This window comes from Bacillus cereus group sp. BfR-BA-01492, from assembly GCF_022662815.1.
In the GTDB taxonomy this organism is placed as follows: domain Bacteria; phylum Bacillota; class Bacilli; order Bacillales; family Bacillaceae_G; genus Bacillus_A; species Bacillus_A cereus_BD.
This window is the reverse complement of the sequence record NZ_JAKUEH010000004.1, coordinates 50,103-66,926: the sequence shown is the minus strand read 5'-3', so window position 1 is coordinate 66,926 and position 16,824 is coordinate 50,103. Positions and strand designations below refer to the sequence as shown.

Below are 16,824 nucleotides of genomic sequence, written 5' to 3'. Positions count from 1 at the left end.
TCAAATTATTCAAGCGAAATATCCAATTTGAATCTGGCAAAATTCTACATTAGCAATCACCTTTTTATATATTATATGCATAAATAAAAAAGATATTTATATTTATGATAATCTAAAAATCTTGTTCCCGTCAATTTACAACACGGAGAAGTTGAAAATTGTACAGCTCTATGTTTTATAGATACATATTAAATTTCGTGAAAAAACACTTTCTTTGGCGATTCAACACTTCTTTTGTCACTCTAGAAGGGAACAAACTTTTCATCTAGAAATCATGTAACAAGATATATATAGGAGGGATTATCTTGGAATATAAAACACCCTTTATTGCGAAAAAGTTAGGTGTTAACCCAAAAGCAGTGGTTCGGATTGCTCAACAATTAAATCTCACGATTCAAAAGAATAAATATGGACATTACATTTTTACAAAAAGTGACTTTGATCAAATGTTAGAATATCACCGTTCTCAAATGGAACAAGATTCCACTTCCCAAACGAAATCCTCAAATGAGATTGAACAACTCGTCATACAATTAAATACCATTACAAAACGATTAGATCATATTGAAGAACAAATGCAAGATAAGGCAAATGATGTTGTCACATATCAACTATTACAGCATCGTCGTGAAATGGAAGAAATGTTAACAAAGATTGAAAAATTGGAAACTTCTATTCAGAAAGAAGAACCCGTATATATTACACCGGACAGTCAATCAACATATGAACGAGAAAAGAAACCAAAACGCCGTAAAATGATTTTAAGTATGTTTGGATTTTAATGATTCTTATTTATCCCGCTATTTTGGTGTAGTAACAACCCTAAAATAGCGGGATAAAAAAAGAAGCAACTAAAGCTGCTTCCTTACTTATCTATCCATAATCTTCTTCATCATCAATTTCTTCGCAATACATAGTACCCATGCCCATGACACAGCTAAACGTTTATGTAATGCGCGCCACAAGTTTATTGATTTTCTTTCATACTCTTGAAACTTCTTTATATTTTAAATTACTTCTATGCATTCCATTGCAAGTGAATATACATTTTCATACCCTGCTATGCTTAGCTTTTTCTGTAATCGATCTGTATCCTCTTTAAGAGCGTGCACTAGCACTGTATGTTCTGGTAATAATGTGTTTAACATCTCTTTAACATCTCTTATACTTTGATGAACTTTATACGGAACTCGTTTCACCCTACATTTCCTGCTTACACGTTCTTTCATCACCTTTTCAGCGAAACTCCCTTTAGCAATATGTCCAGTAAAGATAATGGAAGTTTGTTCTTCATACCGAAGTTGTTCATAATATAATTGTGCTCGTTTCGTTTGCATATTCGCATCACTCATTACAACTATTCCATAACTATTTTGCATACAAATGTCATGATCCATAACTATTATGTTTCTTTTCAAACTCTCTATCATCCATTCGAGTTCTTCATTATTTTTTATCCAATCTTTGTATACGAACATCTCTTCAAATCCAGCTAAAATTTCTTTATCTATTATAATTGGAAGTTCTTTATATCTTTTATATAAATACAATACGATGTCTTGTGCCCTACCAAGTGGAGGCAATGGTAGTAATGCTATCCCTTTATTTTGCGTAGCTCTTTCAATTTCTGTACATAATTCATCTACTCGTTCAGTTTGCGTAATATCATCAGTGTGATACGCGGCATCTACAATTGCTATTTTTATATCGCCACGCAATTTCTCAGGTAAATTAGCTCGTAGTATATGAGACTCTGCTGAATAATCACCAGAATAAAATACGTATGTATTATGCATATCCACTAAAAACCAAACAGCACCTAATACATGCCCACTATACCCCCATTGAAACCGCAATGTAGGAGTAACCTGTATCCATTCATTTGGATTACTAATCTCATCAATACATACATAATGTAAATCTTTAATATTTTGATTGTTATAAGGTAAATTCCACCCTTGCGCCAAACTGTAGTTTCTCCATTTTTCAAAATAAGCTGGAAGTTGCTCCTTCGTATAATGAGTCGTCCAAATTTTTTTCTTATATCCATACTTCGCTAATAAAGGTAAACCCATCGTATGGTCTTCATGAATATGTGATAAAAATACCGCATCTAAAAATGGAACAACTTCTCTCTCTATTTTTGGATAACTATCCTCATATGATCGATTAATACCACAATCAAACAATATTTTCGTCTCTTTATTTTTTATAAAATAGCAGGAACGACCATATTCTCCTGCTCCTCCCCATACTTCTATCCTCATCATGCTACCCCTTTTCGTTTTTGCTCCATATGTTGCAGAAGTAATAAGCACATTGTTGTAAGTCCAACCGAAACAACGGCCATCGCCATTCCTATAGATACTTCCCCTTGTTCAAATTGAGCGAAAATAAACGTTGCTGACGTTTCTACTGATGGAGGTAGTACGAGGAGCGATGCTACTAACTCTCTTATCGAAATCGTAAATGTCATCGCCCATCCAGCAAGAATGCCGGGGATAATAAGAGGCAATATGATTTTCCTAAAAATATAAATATAATTTCCAGAAAAAATAGTTCCCGCCTGTACAAGAGAGTCATCAATTTGTCCGAGAGATACTTTTACATACTGCACCGTATAAGGCAGAAAAAGAACAACATAAGTTACGATAACCATGACTGGTGTATTATAAATTGATATAGGCATATATGGTGAATTCCAAAATAAAATAAGACCTACAATCATCACGATTCCTGGTACCATATTCGGTAACATACCGCACATATCAAGCCATTTTTCAGAGGACTTTTTCCCTTTTCGAATCATAATTGCTAAAAAAACTCCAATAACTACAGCAACAATTGCTGTTACGAGTGAAAAAAGAAAACTGTTCCATAAGGCTTCTAATCCTGGAGAGCCCATTGTAAACAATGATTCATAATGGCTCGTTGTAAAGTTATTTAAATGTAAGCCGCCACCTCTTAATTTTGACAATGAAGCTATAAGTATAGAAAAGTATGGAATACCTATTGAAACTATTAGTAAACCAATTACATAGACCCATGCAACAAAACGTGTAAATATAGACAAAGTATACCTTTTAGATTTCACACCTTTTCCACTAACCATTGCATATGAGTATTTTCGGTTCAATACATTTTGCATATACCAAATGAGCATACATGCACTAAGTAATAAAGAAGATAATGCTGTTGCACTACTAAAATCAATTGGCCAACTCGAAATAAATTTGTGAATCTCTGATGTTAACACGTGGAATCCTATTCTACGTCCGAATGTAGCTGGTGTTCCAAATTCAGAAATCGTCTTTACGAAAATGAGTAAAGCACCCATTACATAACTTGATACTAATAACGGCAATATCACTTTTCTTAAACGGTAGAAAAATTTCCCACCATGAACTGCTGCCGCTTCTTCTTTACTACTCCCAATCTGAAGTAACGTGTTTTTCAACATGAAATAAAGGAATGGAAATAAATGCAGACTCATAATTAAAACCATACTGCCTAAACTAAAAAACGATGATGAAATCGGCTTTAGCATCGGAAAGAACTGTTCGAAATAGCCGTTAGGTTGCATAAATAAAATCCAACCCATCGATCCAATATACGGTGGGGTCATAAATGGGATCATAAAAACAATATCTAACTTACTATATTTTCCGACATCTGTTTTGCTCATAATGAACGCCAATGGAAATGCAAATATTGTAGCTCCTATTACTACGAGTACACCTAAAAGCATCGAATTTAAAAAAATTCCAGCTAACCCACCACTCTGCATGACTTCAAAAGGCTTTAAGAAATTCCAGCTGCTATTTTCATATATACTAGAAAATAAAATGAGAAAAAGCGGAATGACGATTAACATCGCCACAAGTAACAACGCTATCACCATTCCAAATTGTCTTACTGATACGAATCGATTTACCATGTAATCACCATCTTATTGAAATACTTTCTTGAATTGTTTTCCTATTTCATCTTGTTCTTTTTCAACTGTTTTCCAATCAATATTTAATGCTGGAATCTCTTCTACATTTGGTCTATTTTCCGCTTTTATATCTGTTCTACCTGGCAGTAAATATGCTTTAGAAACTTGTTTTTGCACATCGTCTGATAATAAATAATCAATAAACTCTTTTGCACCTTCTACATTTTTACTATCCTTCATAATACCTGCTGCACGTGGACTAATGACTGTTCCGCTTTTTGGATATACGATCTCAACAGGTTCACCCTTTGCTTTTGCACTGTATGTCATATAATCAACACCCGCAATTACCATATCTTTCGCACCTGTTACTACTGGATCTAACGCTTCTTGGTTTGCCCCTGCTACTGTAACTTCATTTTTCTTAAGCTGTTCAAATAAATTCCATCCATCTTTTCCATTCTTCTTGACGTATCCTGTTACAAAGTCTAAAGCGGAACCTGAAAGTGCTGGATCTGGAAAATTCACTTTCCCTTTCCATTCTCCTTTTGTTATATCGCTCCAATCTTCAGGCGCTGTCTTCACATTTTTTGTGTTGTACACAAGTCCTAATGCTGAAGCACTATACCCGAAATAATGTCCTTTATCATCCGACCATTCTGGACGAAGCTTATTAGCTTGTTTCGCTTCTTTATAAGCTAACGTTTGACCCTCTTTCTTTAATCCTTCCATGGCTGGTAAAGAAGCGAGTACGACAACATCAACGACTGGATTTTTCTTTTCAGCTTCCATTCTCGCTAATATCTTCCCTGTTGTTCCTTGAAACATTTCCACTTTTATACCCGTTTTCTTTTCAAAGTCCTTTTGAATTTTTTTTGCTAATCCTTTTGGCCCTGCACTATATACAACAATTTTCTTTTCATTCGCATTTTTATTTTTTGCATCTGCATTACCTGTCTTCGAACTACATCCTGTTACTACAGCAGAAAATAATAACGTACATACAAATAAAGACTTAAGCGAACTGAATTTCTTCATACGATTCTCCCCCTATATGATGAATACATTTTTTTGGTACATATAATGATACTGGTTTACCGACGCTTAACTTACTATTGTGATAAGCTGTCCATACACCGAGTGTCCCCATATTTACTTTTACTTCATAACGTTCTCCTATATATGTAACGCGCTGAATTTCACCACTATACATTTCGCACACATCATTTTTTGTCCAGCTCACATGCTCTGGACGAATCATTTTTTTACCCTCTACAAGCCAATTTGCCTTACCAACAAATTTTGCAACAAATTCATGCGACGGTTTCACATAAATATCTTCTGGTGCTCCTTTTTGCAATACCTCTCCTTGCTTCATAACAATAATTTGGTCTGACATTGACATAGCTTCTGTTTGATCGTGAGTTACATACAATGCTGTTAAACCGATGGAATGAACGATATCCATAAGCTCTGTTCTCATTTCTTCTCGTAAAATTGCATCAAGTGCACTTAGCGGTTCATCAAACAAAATAAAATGAGGTTTTGTTACAATTGCTCTAGCGAATGCGACACGTTGTTGCTGTCCCCCAGAGAGTTCGTGTGGATATCTTTTCTCCATCCCTTGCAGGCGAACTCTCTTTATCGCATCTTCCACCTTTTCGCGTAAATGATTTGTTTGCTTTGTAGCCCTTAAACCAAATGCAACATTTTCAAATACAGTCATATGCGGCCATAAAGCAAAATCTTGAAATACCATACCGATATTCCGTTCATGAGGAGATGTTTTTATCTTTTTTGTAGAAGAATACATGCACTTATCTCCAAAATATATTTCTCCTTTATCTGGTTCTTCAAGTCCTGCTATCATTCTAAGCAAAGTCGTTTTTCCACATCCCGAAGGTCCTAAAAGTGTGGTAAATTCCCCTTGTTTCATTACAATTTGCAACGGCTTTAACGCTTTCGTTTTTCCAAATGTCTTTTCTAATCCATGAATTTTAATATCCATCGGTTCACCTCTTTCCTCTCATTCTTAACTTGCTTTCATTCTATATGGAAGATTTATACTGAATGTTAATGTACTGTAAAGATTAAATTAAAAAACTTCTAATAAACTATTTATTTCTATAGATTTTTTCTATAGTTAAAATAAAAAAGGCAGGCGACTCATAATGAATCTCTTAAAATTAGAAATTGTAGTACTGATTAAGAAATACAACAAACTTACGATTGTTGCAGAAAAACTTGGCGTTAAACAACCTACTATTACATTTCATATAAAAAGCTTAGAAGAGGAACTTGGTGTGCCTTTATTTGAATTACGTTCCGGAAGGTATTTCTTAACAGAGGCTGGCGAGGCATTGCATCATTATGCTTGTAAAATAGATGCACTTATGAAAGAAGCTAGACGGGTCACACAAGAATTTAAAGATTTTAATAAAGGAGCTATAACAATTGGTGCAAGTTATGTACCCGCGACTTATCTTTTACCAAAAGTTGTTCACCAATTTCAATGTGAATTTCCTAATATAAAAATAATACTAATGGTGAAAACAGCTCCTGAAATTCGAATGATGCTACAAAATCATGAAATTGATCTCGGGGTAATTTCTGCGGCACCATTTGATGAACCACTTTTAAAACAAACGAAAATAATACCCGATACACTTGTTCTTGCTTTTTCCAAAGAACATCATTTTTCAAAAGAAGAAAATGTATCATTACAAGATATTGAAAAGGAGCGTATATTATTGCATCGTACTCCATCTACAACGAGAGATTTACTCACACAATGGACGTTAGCACATAACATTACTTTCCAATCTGAAATTGAATTAGATTCATTAGAAACAATGAAACAAATTTTAAAATACGGTAATGGAGTTGCCTTTATTTCTCAACTTGCTATCGAACAAGAAGTACAACGAAATGAGCTGTACTATATACCAATCCCAGGATTCGAGTTTCAGCGTAATATTTACACCATTCATCATGAGGATAGGTGGAATTCTAAAATAATTTCTTTTTTACTACAGCGCATAACTTCTTTTGCAACAAAAAATTAAAAGGCTGTTATTATACATGACAGCCTTTTACACTATAACCTTATTTATTTTTCTTTGCCTCAATTTTTTCTTGTGCTTCTTCAGCTTTATCTAATGCTTCAGATACTTTCTTCTCTTTTCTTTCACTTCATCTTTTATGGCATCCTTCCTAATAAACTAGCTTCTTTCGTAATGTAGCTCTGATTTGGTTTATTTTTTGTAGTAATTCAGTTTAACCAAATTAACCTCCGAAATTATGAGTAAGGAGCTAGTTTCGGTCATGATAACTGTATCAATATATACATTGAAAGGATGCCCATTGTTTAGGCATCCTTTCGTTTTACTATGATAATATCGTCTCCATATCTTCAGCAGCAGTCATAATCGTTTTCAACCCAAAATTCTCTTGTAGCACTTGCAAAACACCAGGTGAAATAAATTCAGGTACTTTTGGTCCAATCCGAATATCTTGTATGCCAAGGCTAAATAGACCGAGCAAAATGGCAACAGCCTTCTGTTCAAACCATGATAATATAATACTCACTGGTAATTCGTTGACTTCACATTGGAAAGTCTCTGCTAATGCAGCTGCAATTTTTATCGTTGAAATGGAGTTATTACATTGTCCTAAATCAATATAACGTGGAATTTTCGTTCTTGGCACAACTCCATAATCTATGTCGTTAAAGCGGAATTTCCCGCAAGAAGTTGTTAAAATAACAGTTTCTTTTGGCAATGACATAGCCAACTCTCGATAATACTCACCACCCTTGCCAGGAGCATCGCATCCAGCAATTACGAAAAAACGTTTTATTTTTCCCATCTTTACTGCTTCAATAATTTCTGGTGCTAATGATAAAACGGTATGATGGTGAAAACCAGTTAATAATTGTTCATCAGATTCCATATGTACTGCTGGAAGTTCTAACGCTTTTTGGATTAGCGGTTCAAAATTATCGTTTTCAATTTTTCTTACCCCTGCTAGCCCAGCTATATCATAAGAAAAGAAGCGATCTGCGTACGTACCCTTAATCGGCATAACGCAATTTGTTGTTGCTAAAATTGCTCCTGTAAATTTTTCAAATAGACGTCGCTGATCAAACCATGACTTGCCGATATTTCCTTTTAAATGTTTATATTTTTTAAGCTGAGGATATCCATGAGCAGGAAGCATTTCCGAATGTGTATACACGTTAATTCCTCTTCCTTCTGTTTGCTTAAGCAGTTCTTCTAAAGCAAATAGATTATGTCCTGTCACAACAATTGCCTTTCCTTCCACACGATTTTGTGTAATTTGAACAGGTTTCGGAATCCCGAAATGGTTAATATGTGCCTCATCTAATAGTTCCATTACTCGTAAAGCTGCTTTTCCTACCTTCATTGCCATTTCCAAATGTTCTTGTTCATTAAAGTTTGAATTTGTTAAAGTCATATATAACGCTTCATGTGTCACTGCATCTACAAATGGATCTGTATAACCGAGTTGAGCTGCATGAGTACGATATGCTGCAATACCTTTTAATCCAAAGACAATCGTATCTTGCAAACTTGCAATTGTTTCGTTCTTCCCACAAACACCTATAATTTTACATCCACCTGTTGGCGTTTGCTCACACTGGTAACAAAACATAAAATCCCATCCTTTCTTAATCAACTCTTACAAATAAAGCGTAATGTAAATGAAATAAGAAGGATGTGATATGAGTCACAACATTATATAAAAATTTGTGACAATTTAATTTGTTAACATAATATTTTTACTGTATCCTTTGATGAGCGTTTGTGCATGAGCATTCCCTTGAATGATATCGCGAAACTCCTTCAAGGAATATAAGTGTGTAATACCTTTTCGAGCATGAATGCGGACTGGAACTCCTTGTAACATATCATGAAAATCGAATGGTGTATCTATTGGTTCAATTGGGAAACCAAGTGTAAGCAAATACATATACATTCGTTTTGTTACAACTGCAATATACCATTCCGCCTTCATTTCTAAAGCATGTATAAACAAAATCGCTGCTAATCTTTTGAAATGCCCTCGACCTCGAGATGTTTTTGCGATACTTAACTTTCCAATTTCATATACATTGTTTAAGTTTTTTATCAATTTATTTTTAGAAAACGGATAAAAAAACTCAGAATTAGATTGTTCTGATACGGTATATGGAATACATTCAACGGTACCAATATAATGCTGATCTTCTATTAATAAAAATCGTGATGGATTTAAATTTCGTTCCACAAACATTAAATTTCGTTCCTCACAAAAATCTCCCCACAATTGCTCGAACCAAAAATGCTCTTCCTTCGTTTGAACACGCTGGAACATATTTACCCGCCTTTCTTATCGTCACCCTCTTTGATAACGCTTACATTATATAATATAAGACCAAACCTTCGTATGCAACTAAAAATATTTATTACCTATAGTATTCGTTAAACAAAATAGAATTCCTATTCCCCGTTCATTTTTATTAAAAACACAAAAATAACCACCTAAATATATAGTAGATGGTTATTTTTTAGCGTTCTCTAACAGTAAGGATTTTTACGTTTTTATACTTTTTAACCATTCCTCAAAAATTTGTATGAGTCCATGTTTTCCAGCTAACTTCTCTTTTCCTTGCTTCGTTTTATACGGATATAACTGCAGAAATACACCGCAACCTGATTCAATTTTTTTCCCGTGCATATGACTTCCAGGATAGACACAAATTACTTCATAAATCGCCTTTCTTTTAAATATACGTTTTCCCTCTTTTTCATCTACATATTTAATAGACCAATATTTATACATTTGCTCTGTCGCTTTTGTATTACCAACAGGCTGAAAAATGTTATACATTGGACTATATTTTACTTCAATAATAATAGATGAGTGATATTCATACCCTTCTCCCTGCTTTACATAGCAATCTAGTCGAATATCCGGTTTTTTCGTGTCCTCCCCATTATAAAAATGGCTTCCTTTACTTAGCGCAATAAGTGGATGAGTTTCAATTAAATCATTAAATGCCACATGAATTCGAAATTTATCACGATGTAATACAATTGTCGTACCATCTTGTAATCCATCTAAATAAAAATATTTCTGTATTTGTTCTCGCACCGGTACTTTATCATGAAATCCCATCTGTTGCAGTATAGAAATAACAATAAAAAATGCATAATATTCGTAGACTAAAAATGTTGGTTTATACACGAATAATAAGGCTGGAGATTGCTGTCTATAATGAGGTAACAACTCTAAATGATATATAAGTTGCCGGTGTGGTATAGAGACGGAATAAAGTGTAATATTCGATTTTTCAGAAATGTCCTTCCAAAATGGAGAATGCAACAAATGATGAAAGTACTGTGCACTTTCATCAACAATACGATTCAAAATTTTATATTCTTGTATTTTTACTGCACTCTTGCGTAAATCCGCTTCTTTCAACAAATGTATATTTTTATATTTTTTCTTTTCCCTATCCGTCACAGAGCCATTTCGATCAATTGTCTGCATAATGGTTTTAACAGCTTGATATTCCTCCTTTTTTTTCTCCTTTGTGTCCTCTAGTAATTTAACTGTCTTTTGTAAAAAATGCTGAGCTTCTAATAAATAAGAATAAAACTGCCTCGTTTTAAATTTAAGAAAAGCATTTTCCAAGCTATTTTTCTGCTCCATAAACTTGCGATTATAGTGCTTTCCATATGGTTTTTTTTCACTTATGATTACACTTTTCCTTGTCGATTTTCGTTCTCGCGTCTCCCAATTGTACGTATTTACGTACTTCGTATTCATTTCGATTTTTTTATAAATTTGTTTTATTTTTTTCATCTTCTTCGGCAGCATTCGCAGTAACATTAAATAAGAAGAATCTTCAATATCACTTAATGCTGAAAACGTTTTTTTATAATAGCCTCGATCTAAAATTAATTCGTTCAAAATCGACTTCACATAACTTTGAATCACTTCAAATTGATCGTCTCCCAAATTTTTTGGAACAATTTGAAACGCTCCGTAGTATATTTCCTCTCCCACTCTTACTTCAAAGTGGTATAAGCCGCAGCGCCACGGATAAAAAAAATCTGTTTTTCCATGTTCATATATTAATATTTTCGATCTTTTTTCATGTAGTTCATATTGTGATTCTTGTATATTTTTTTGTCCTTCATATACTTTATTCCATATAAATGTAACATGAACTGGTTTCTCATAATGTAAAGATAGTCGTAATGGTTTTAACTCCTGCACTTTATAAATACACTTCGAGAGAGATAATGCCGATGTACAGAGACGATTTAAAACGATAGATTCTCCCTTCGCTTCCGATCCTACAATCAGTTTCAGTACAAAGGGCAACATTTCTATCGTGTCGACAATTTCAGTCTCATTGCGTTCTTCATTTTGCATAACCATACAACTCCAATTCGCGTCGCTTTTGTCTTAAATAGGCTAAGGAATGTTCGAATGTTGAGACACAATTTGCAAGAGGAGACTGTAGTAATGGGATTAGCATCGCTCCCTTTTTTTCCTCTTCGGAAAGAAGAGCACCAACTGTCATCTCGGTTCCGCGCAACTTTGTTAATACACGCTGCTTAATTTGTAAGTCAAATCCTTCTTCCCTGCTAATCATATAAGACTGATTATTGTGCAAAGGAATATTTTGCAAGTATGAGGCAATAGCCGCAGCGCATCGAAAAGAAATACCTTTGGATGCATCGTAAGAGGACAATATATCGTGCAACTTATCTAATAACTCCAATTCCTCCTCTGAAAAAACTTCAACCATTGCTTTATTTCTTACCCAATTTATGCGAAATTCCCCAGCTGTTACTGTCAAAGGAGGAAATTGTATATTCTTTTCCTGTCTCATACTCATTTCACAAAATGGAATTTTTTGCAATGTAATAAGATTGACTCGATCTAATAAGCGATCGGATAATTCTTTCGTTGTTTCATCAAAGTTTATCGTGCCAACAAAAATAATATTTTCTCCAATTTCGATTTTCGCTGGAACTTGATTTTCTCCCCTAGCCCCTTCCTCATATAAAGTAAGAATACGATTCTTTTTTTCTAATTGGAGAATCGATAGAAATGGGGTAAACCAATGCTCAATATGCGACATATTCATTTCATCAAATACAATCATATATAGCTGATTCGGATTTTCTTTTGCTTTTAATAATGTTCGAACAAGCTGTGTCTCACTCTCAATAAATGTTCCGCTTGGATGGAGATAACCGAGTAAATCATGTGGCTCTTGATAAGTCGGAGATATAGGAATCCATATTAATTCCTCATCATATTGCAATCCTAATGCTTCTGCATACGCCTGCACAAAACGAGATTTCCCAATTCCTGGTATACCGCCAAGAATGGTTAACATATTCGTTTTTACACTAATATGAAAATTAAAGATATCCGTTACATCGATATATAACCCTTTATCACATACCGTTTTCTGTACATACTGTAGAAAAGAAGTTTCTCGTTCGTCCCACTCCTGCTCTTCTTTTTGACTTCTAGTATCCATCACTTCAATTGGCTTCCCCTCTTCCGCAACGCGTTTTACGAGTTGCTCATATATGTTTGCACTTACAAAATACAAATGATCATCAACTTCTAATTCTATATATTTCTTCCAGTCATCAATCTCAATATATTTACATTCCTTTTTTTGTTCACAATAGGCAATGGAACTAACAGACGGCTTTAATGATAAATTTCCATATAAACGCCCTTCATGCCATAATAAATCCGGTGTATCAAAATCCTGTGGAAACTTAGGCATCAGAAACGATAAGTAGCCGTTCCCAAGCTTTCGCTCAAAAGATTCTCTTTTTCTATATCCAGTTAGTCTTGGTGAAGGAATAATTTTATATGCATCCACCAATTCTTTCTGTTCTGTACATATTAATTCTACATATATGTTTCCTCTTTCATAATACAGTCGAAATAACACCAACTGTTTTTCTAACTTTCTCTTTTTCAAATCAGCGAACACTTTTTCATTCTTTTTATTACTACATATCCCTTCAAATACGTATGGTTCCTCTCCAAACTGGGATTGCAAAACCAAAGGAATTGGCGACAAACATTGGATCCAAAATGTCTCTTTTTCTTCTATGCCTTCTACAAATTTTCCAAGAAATCTCATATGATACATCCTTTTTATAAAACTTGGATGAAGCGCTTTATGTAATTTCAATACACTCACCCTCTTTTCCCATGCTGTTCTTATTGTATGTATTATTTTATAAAACTAGAAACAAAAAACCTGACGTTATCCGTCAGGTCTTCAGAGAAAAATTGATATTAGTGCGAAGAAAATGTCTGTTTTTCTTGCAAAATCGCATTGTGAGCAATCTTTAATTTCGCTAAGACATATCGTAGTCTATCTTCAGCATTTTCATCCTTTTTATGTTGCAAATTCGCTAATGTTTCTACAGATCCTGCTAAATTTTCAATCACTCCGCGCAATTCGGGATGATGGTTAAAAAACGATTCTTGTACTAAAACTTTTCTCAAATCATTGGTCAACTCTATAATCCTTACCAACTGTTCTTTTTCTTCCATATTCATCCCTCCTGAACATCTTATTCTTATATATGAAATATTCTGTAAAAAACAATAAACTCCTTGTATCTAAAACAAAAAAAGCCCTCCAAGAGGACTTTTTACATTTGTATATTTCCTGTAAATAACATATAAAGCGATACAATAGTTGCAATTACAATGAGAACCACAACATATCTCTCGACGTTTGAAAAATAGCGATTTCCTTTTTCTTTTCGAGCAAACATATAAACAACAAGACCAGTACCATAAACAATGGAAACTAGTAACAAATTCTTTAATCCAGCCGCATAAATTAACCAGATGGAATAAATAAACGCAATGAAAGCTAATACTCCGTTTTTTATTCTCGCTTGTTTTATTTCCTTTGTAACCACTAATTTCAGCTGATACAATGCGGATAATAAATACGGTAATAAAATAGATGTCGAAGCAATAAAATACATCATTTGATACGTTGATTCTGAGAAAAGCACAATGATAAATAACGTTTGTGCAACACCATTCGAAATCCATAATGCAATATGTGGTGTTTGTTTTTTATTTGTTTTTGTAAATACTTTCGGAAAAACACCATCTTTTCCGGCCACATGAGAAATTTCAGAAACAAGTAGAAACCATCCAATTAAAGTCCCCACAAGTGATGCAACTAAACCGATATTAATAGCAACAGCTCCCCAAGAGCCAACTACATGTTCTAATACATGTCCCATTGAAGGCGTGTCTAAAAGAGACAATTCTTGTCTTGGCATAGCCCCCATTGAAAGGACTGAAATTAAAATATAAATTGCCATGACTAAAATAAGGCCAAAAACTGTCGCTTTTCCAACATCACGACTATTCTTTGCTCTCCCAGATAACACAACGGCTCCTTCTACCCCAATAAATACCCAAAGCGTCACGAGCATTGTGTTTTTCACTTGTCCAAGTACAGAAGAGATGGAAACAGTCCCTTCTCCCCAAAAGTCATGCGTAAATGTCTCCCAGCGAAATGCTGTAACCATTACGACGATAAATAATAAAATCGGAACTAGCTTTCCAATTGTAGCAATTACATTCATAATTGACGCTTCACGAATTCCAATTAAAATCAAAAAGTGAAGTGTCCATAATAAAAGAGAGGCACCAATAATCGACGCTACATTATTTCCACCTTTAAAAATTGGAAAGAAATATCCAAGCGTGCTAAACAGTAACATAATCGTTGCTACGTTTCCTAAAATCCCAGCAAGCCAATATCCCCACGCACTATTAAAACCAATGTATTCACCAAATCCTGCGCGTGCGTAACTATAAATTCCGCCCTCAAGCTCTGGTTTTTGTCTTGCTAATGTTTGATATACAAGTGCAAGTGGAATCATTCCTAACGCTGTAATGCACCAACCAATTAGTGTGGCACCACTATTTGCCCCAGCTGCTAAGTCATGCGGAAGGCTAAATACACCACCGCCAACCATTGTTCCAACTACTAATGCAATTAATGAGAAAAATCCTAATTTCTTTTCTATCGGTATCACCCCGTCTGTCATTCTAGGTGTTATGTTTATCCGTCAACTATTAAAGTCACCTTTTTCTCTAATAGAAGTTTCTTTTATATTTTTTCAGGAAAACATTACTTATTCTAAAAGAAAATGAGTAAAAAGGGAATACTTTTTTGAAAAAATGTATAAGTATGCATAAAAAACCGTTCATTTCTCATGAACGGTCGTTTTTTTAAACTAAAATTGTATATTTTTTGTAAAATTTAACGGACAAGCTTTTATTTTTTCACAATCTTTTGCATTTTATCTACTTCACATTCATTTCGTGATTCATGATAATCCATTCTAACTCACTTTTTTCTAATGATCAAATAATAGCGTCTTTATAATCGCTATGTATTCCCTTATATAAGCCTTATTCTTAGAACGTGCAGGAGTCGAAGCAGCTAATGCTTCCATTTTTATTCCTAAACGGTTTGCAATAATTTTTGTACGATATAAATGATATGTATTGCTTACTACAATAACATGTGTAATATAAAATAAATCTTTACTAAACTTTAAATTTTCATACGTACTTGTCGAACGATCTTCCATCAAAATACGATTGGCATTGATACCGTGTTCTACTAAGTAATTTCGCATACTATGCGCTTCTGGAATATCTTCATCTTCACCCTGTCCCCCAGATACGATAGCCTTTGTCTTCGGATTTTCATTTAAATATTTTAAAGCTACATCTAAGCGGTTTTGAAGAGATCGTGATGGCTTATCCCCAAATAATTTTGCACCTAATATTAATATATAAGGAACTTCATTACTCACCTTTTGTCGAGCAACTTCATACATCCAATACGTAATATATAGTATATATAATACCGGTAAAAGAAATAGAAAACAGATAATCCATTTATTCATGACTATATTTATCCTCCCTTTCTTTCTATTATATAGAAAAAGAAAGGGAGGCAGAAGTCTTTTTAATGGCTGCGTTGCCCCGCATTTTGAGGAAGAATCGCTACAATAGATACATCGCCACCGCTTCCCTTGATTACAAACTACGGAATCGTTATCATAGCAAACCTAGAACCAATAGCATATAAGCTATCGGTCCCTAAAATATAATGCAAATGAGAATGATGATTCATGATAAAGAGCATTCACATCAATCAACTCCTAATTGCTTTTTCACCTCTTTATAAACATCCGTATACGCTTTTAATTCTTTAATAAGATCATGGATAAGCGGTTTTGCATCTTCTCCAAGTTCTCCATCTTGTACATGTAAACCGTCTACTACAACTTGTTTTGGTATGGCATTCGCGTACACCCCTCTTGCGACAGTACGCATACTATTTAATGCATTCATTCCGCCTTTTCCTCCACCTGCAACTGCCAATAAAGCAACTGGCTTATGAATAAATTCACTACTGCTTAAAAAATCAAGTGCATTTTTCAAAGCGCCACTCATTGCATTATGATATTCTGGTGTACAAAGTACAACACCGTCTGCTGATTTTACTAAATTTTTTAACTTTATTACTGCTTCTAGTTCACGCTGTGAATCTTCCCCGTTGTATAAAGGCAATTCTTCAATCGCCAAATCATATAATGCCCCTTCAAAGTGCTCTGCAATATATTTTGCAATTACACGTGTTCTACCAAATTTTCTTGGTGTTCCATTTATTACGACTAATTTCATGATTCATTCTCCCCCTTATTTAAAATTCTAATTCTATCTTATCAGAAAATTCTACACAAAATATACCAAAAAATGAAAATGCTTTAGAAAAT

Annotated in this window: 14 protein-coding genes; 2 read left to right on the top strand and 12 right to left on the bottom strand. The window is 34.2% G+C overall.

Translation table 11 applies throughout. The features are described 5' to 3' along the window. The first annotated feature begins 305 nt into the window (after nt 1-305). Nucleotides 306-782: a chromosome segregation protein gene (locus MR063_RS07420; protein ID WP_242195806.1), complete on the top strand. Its 477-nt coding sequence runs from the start codon at nt 306-308 to the stop codon at nt 780-782. Nucleotides 783-1,007: 225 nt separating this feature from the next. On the opposite strand, the gene MR063_RS07415 is transcribed toward MR063_RS07420, so the two are convergent. Genes MR063_RS07415 through MR063_RS07400 form a run of 4 tightly spaced genes read right to left on the bottom strand, consistent with a single transcriptional unit; the run spans nt 1,008 to nt 5,945 of the window. Next, nucleotides 1,008-2,270: an MBL fold metallo-hydrolase gene (locus MR063_RS07415; RefSeq protein WP_242195803.1), complete on the bottom strand. Its 1,263-nt coding sequence runs from the start codon at nt 2,268-2,270 to the stop codon at nt 1,008-1,010. Next, nucleotides 2,267-3,937 carry an ABC transporter permease gene (locus MR063_RS07410; protein WP_242195800.1) on the bottom strand — a complete coding sequence of 557 codons (1,671 nt, stop codon included), beginning with the start codon at nt 3,935-3,937 and terminating at the stop codon, nt 2,267-2,269. Before MR063_RS07410 ends, MR063_RS07415 begins: the two co-directional genes overlap by 4 nt. A gap of 12 nt (nt 3,938-3,949) precedes the next feature. Then, nucleotides 3,950-4,975, bottom strand: a complete 1,026-nt coding sequence (locus MR063_RS07405) for an ABC transporter substrate-binding protein (RefSeq protein ID WP_242195796.1) — start codon at nt 4,973-4,975, stop codon at nt 3,950-3,952. Further along, nucleotides 4,953-5,945 carry an ABC transporter ATP-binding protein gene (locus MR063_RS07400; protein WP_242195793.1) on the bottom strand — a complete coding sequence of 331 codons (993 nt, stop codon included), beginning with the start codon at nt 5,943-5,945 and terminating at the stop codon, nt 4,953-4,955. Before MR063_RS07400 ends, MR063_RS07405 begins: the two co-directional genes overlap by 23 nt. Before the next feature lie 163 nt (nt 5,946-6,108). On the opposite strand from MR063_RS07400, the gene MR063_RS07395 reads away from it, so the two are divergent. Beyond that, nucleotides 6,109-7,002: a LysR family transcriptional regulator gene (locus tag MR063_RS07395; protein WP_242142865.1), complete on the top strand. Its 894-nt coding sequence runs from the start codon at nt 6,109-6,111 to the stop codon at nt 7,000-7,002. 322 nt (nt 7,003-7,324) lie between these two features. Here MR063_RS07395 and hcp read toward each other — a convergent pair whose 3' ends face one another. The 8 genes from hcp to MR063_RS07355 form a co-directional block, all read right to left on the bottom strand. Then, a complete protein-coding gene (gene hcp, locus MR063_RS07390; protein ID WP_242195790.1) occupies nt 7,325-8,611 on the bottom strand; it encodes a hydroxylamine reductase in 1,287 nt (428 codons plus the stop codon). Between the two features lie 105 nt (nt 8,612-8,716). Further along, on the bottom strand, nt 8,717-9,313 hold the full coding sequence (locus tag MR063_RS07385; RefSeq protein WP_242195786.1) for a hypothetical protein: 597 nt from the start codon (nt 9,311-9,313) through the stop codon (nt 8,717-8,719). Nucleotides 9,314-9,532: 219 nt separating this feature from the next. After that, entirely contained in the window at nt 9,533-11,383 is a 1,851-nt protein-coding gene (locus MR063_RS07380; RefSeq protein ID WP_242195783.1) for a hypothetical protein, read from the bottom strand. After that, nucleotides 11,373-13,181, bottom strand: coding sequence for an AAA family ATPase (locus MR063_RS07375; RefSeq protein ID WP_242195780.1), 1,809 nt, complete (start codon nt 13,179-13,181; stop codon nt 11,373-11,375). Before MR063_RS07375 ends, MR063_RS07380 begins: the two co-directional genes overlap by 11 nt. Nucleotides 13,182-13,288: 107 nt before the next feature. Next, nucleotides 13,289-13,549 carry a LemA domain protein gene (locus MR063_RS07370; protein WP_242142861.1) on the bottom strand — a complete coding sequence of 87 codons (261 nt, stop codon included), beginning with the start codon at nt 13,547-13,549 and terminating at the stop codon, nt 13,289-13,291. A 101-nt stretch (nt 13,550-13,650) separates the two neighbouring features. Beyond that, entirely contained in the window at nt 13,651-15,078 is a 1,428-nt protein-coding gene (gene arcD / locus MR063_RS07365) for an arginine-ornithine antiporter (protein ID WP_242195777.1), read from the bottom strand. 312 nt (nt 15,079-15,390) lie between these two features. Next, entirely contained in the window at nt 15,391-15,948 is a 558-nt protein-coding gene (locus MR063_RS07360; RefSeq protein ID WP_242195774.1) for a YdcF family protein, read from the bottom strand. A gap of 247 nt (nt 15,949-16,195) precedes the next feature. Continuing rightward, on the bottom strand, nt 16,196-16,732 hold the full coding sequence (locus MR063_RS07355) for an NADPH-dependent FMN reductase (protein ID WP_242195772.1): 537 nt from the start codon (nt 16,730-16,732) through the stop codon (nt 16,196-16,198). Between the last annotated feature and the right edge of the window lie 92 nt (nt 16,733-16,824).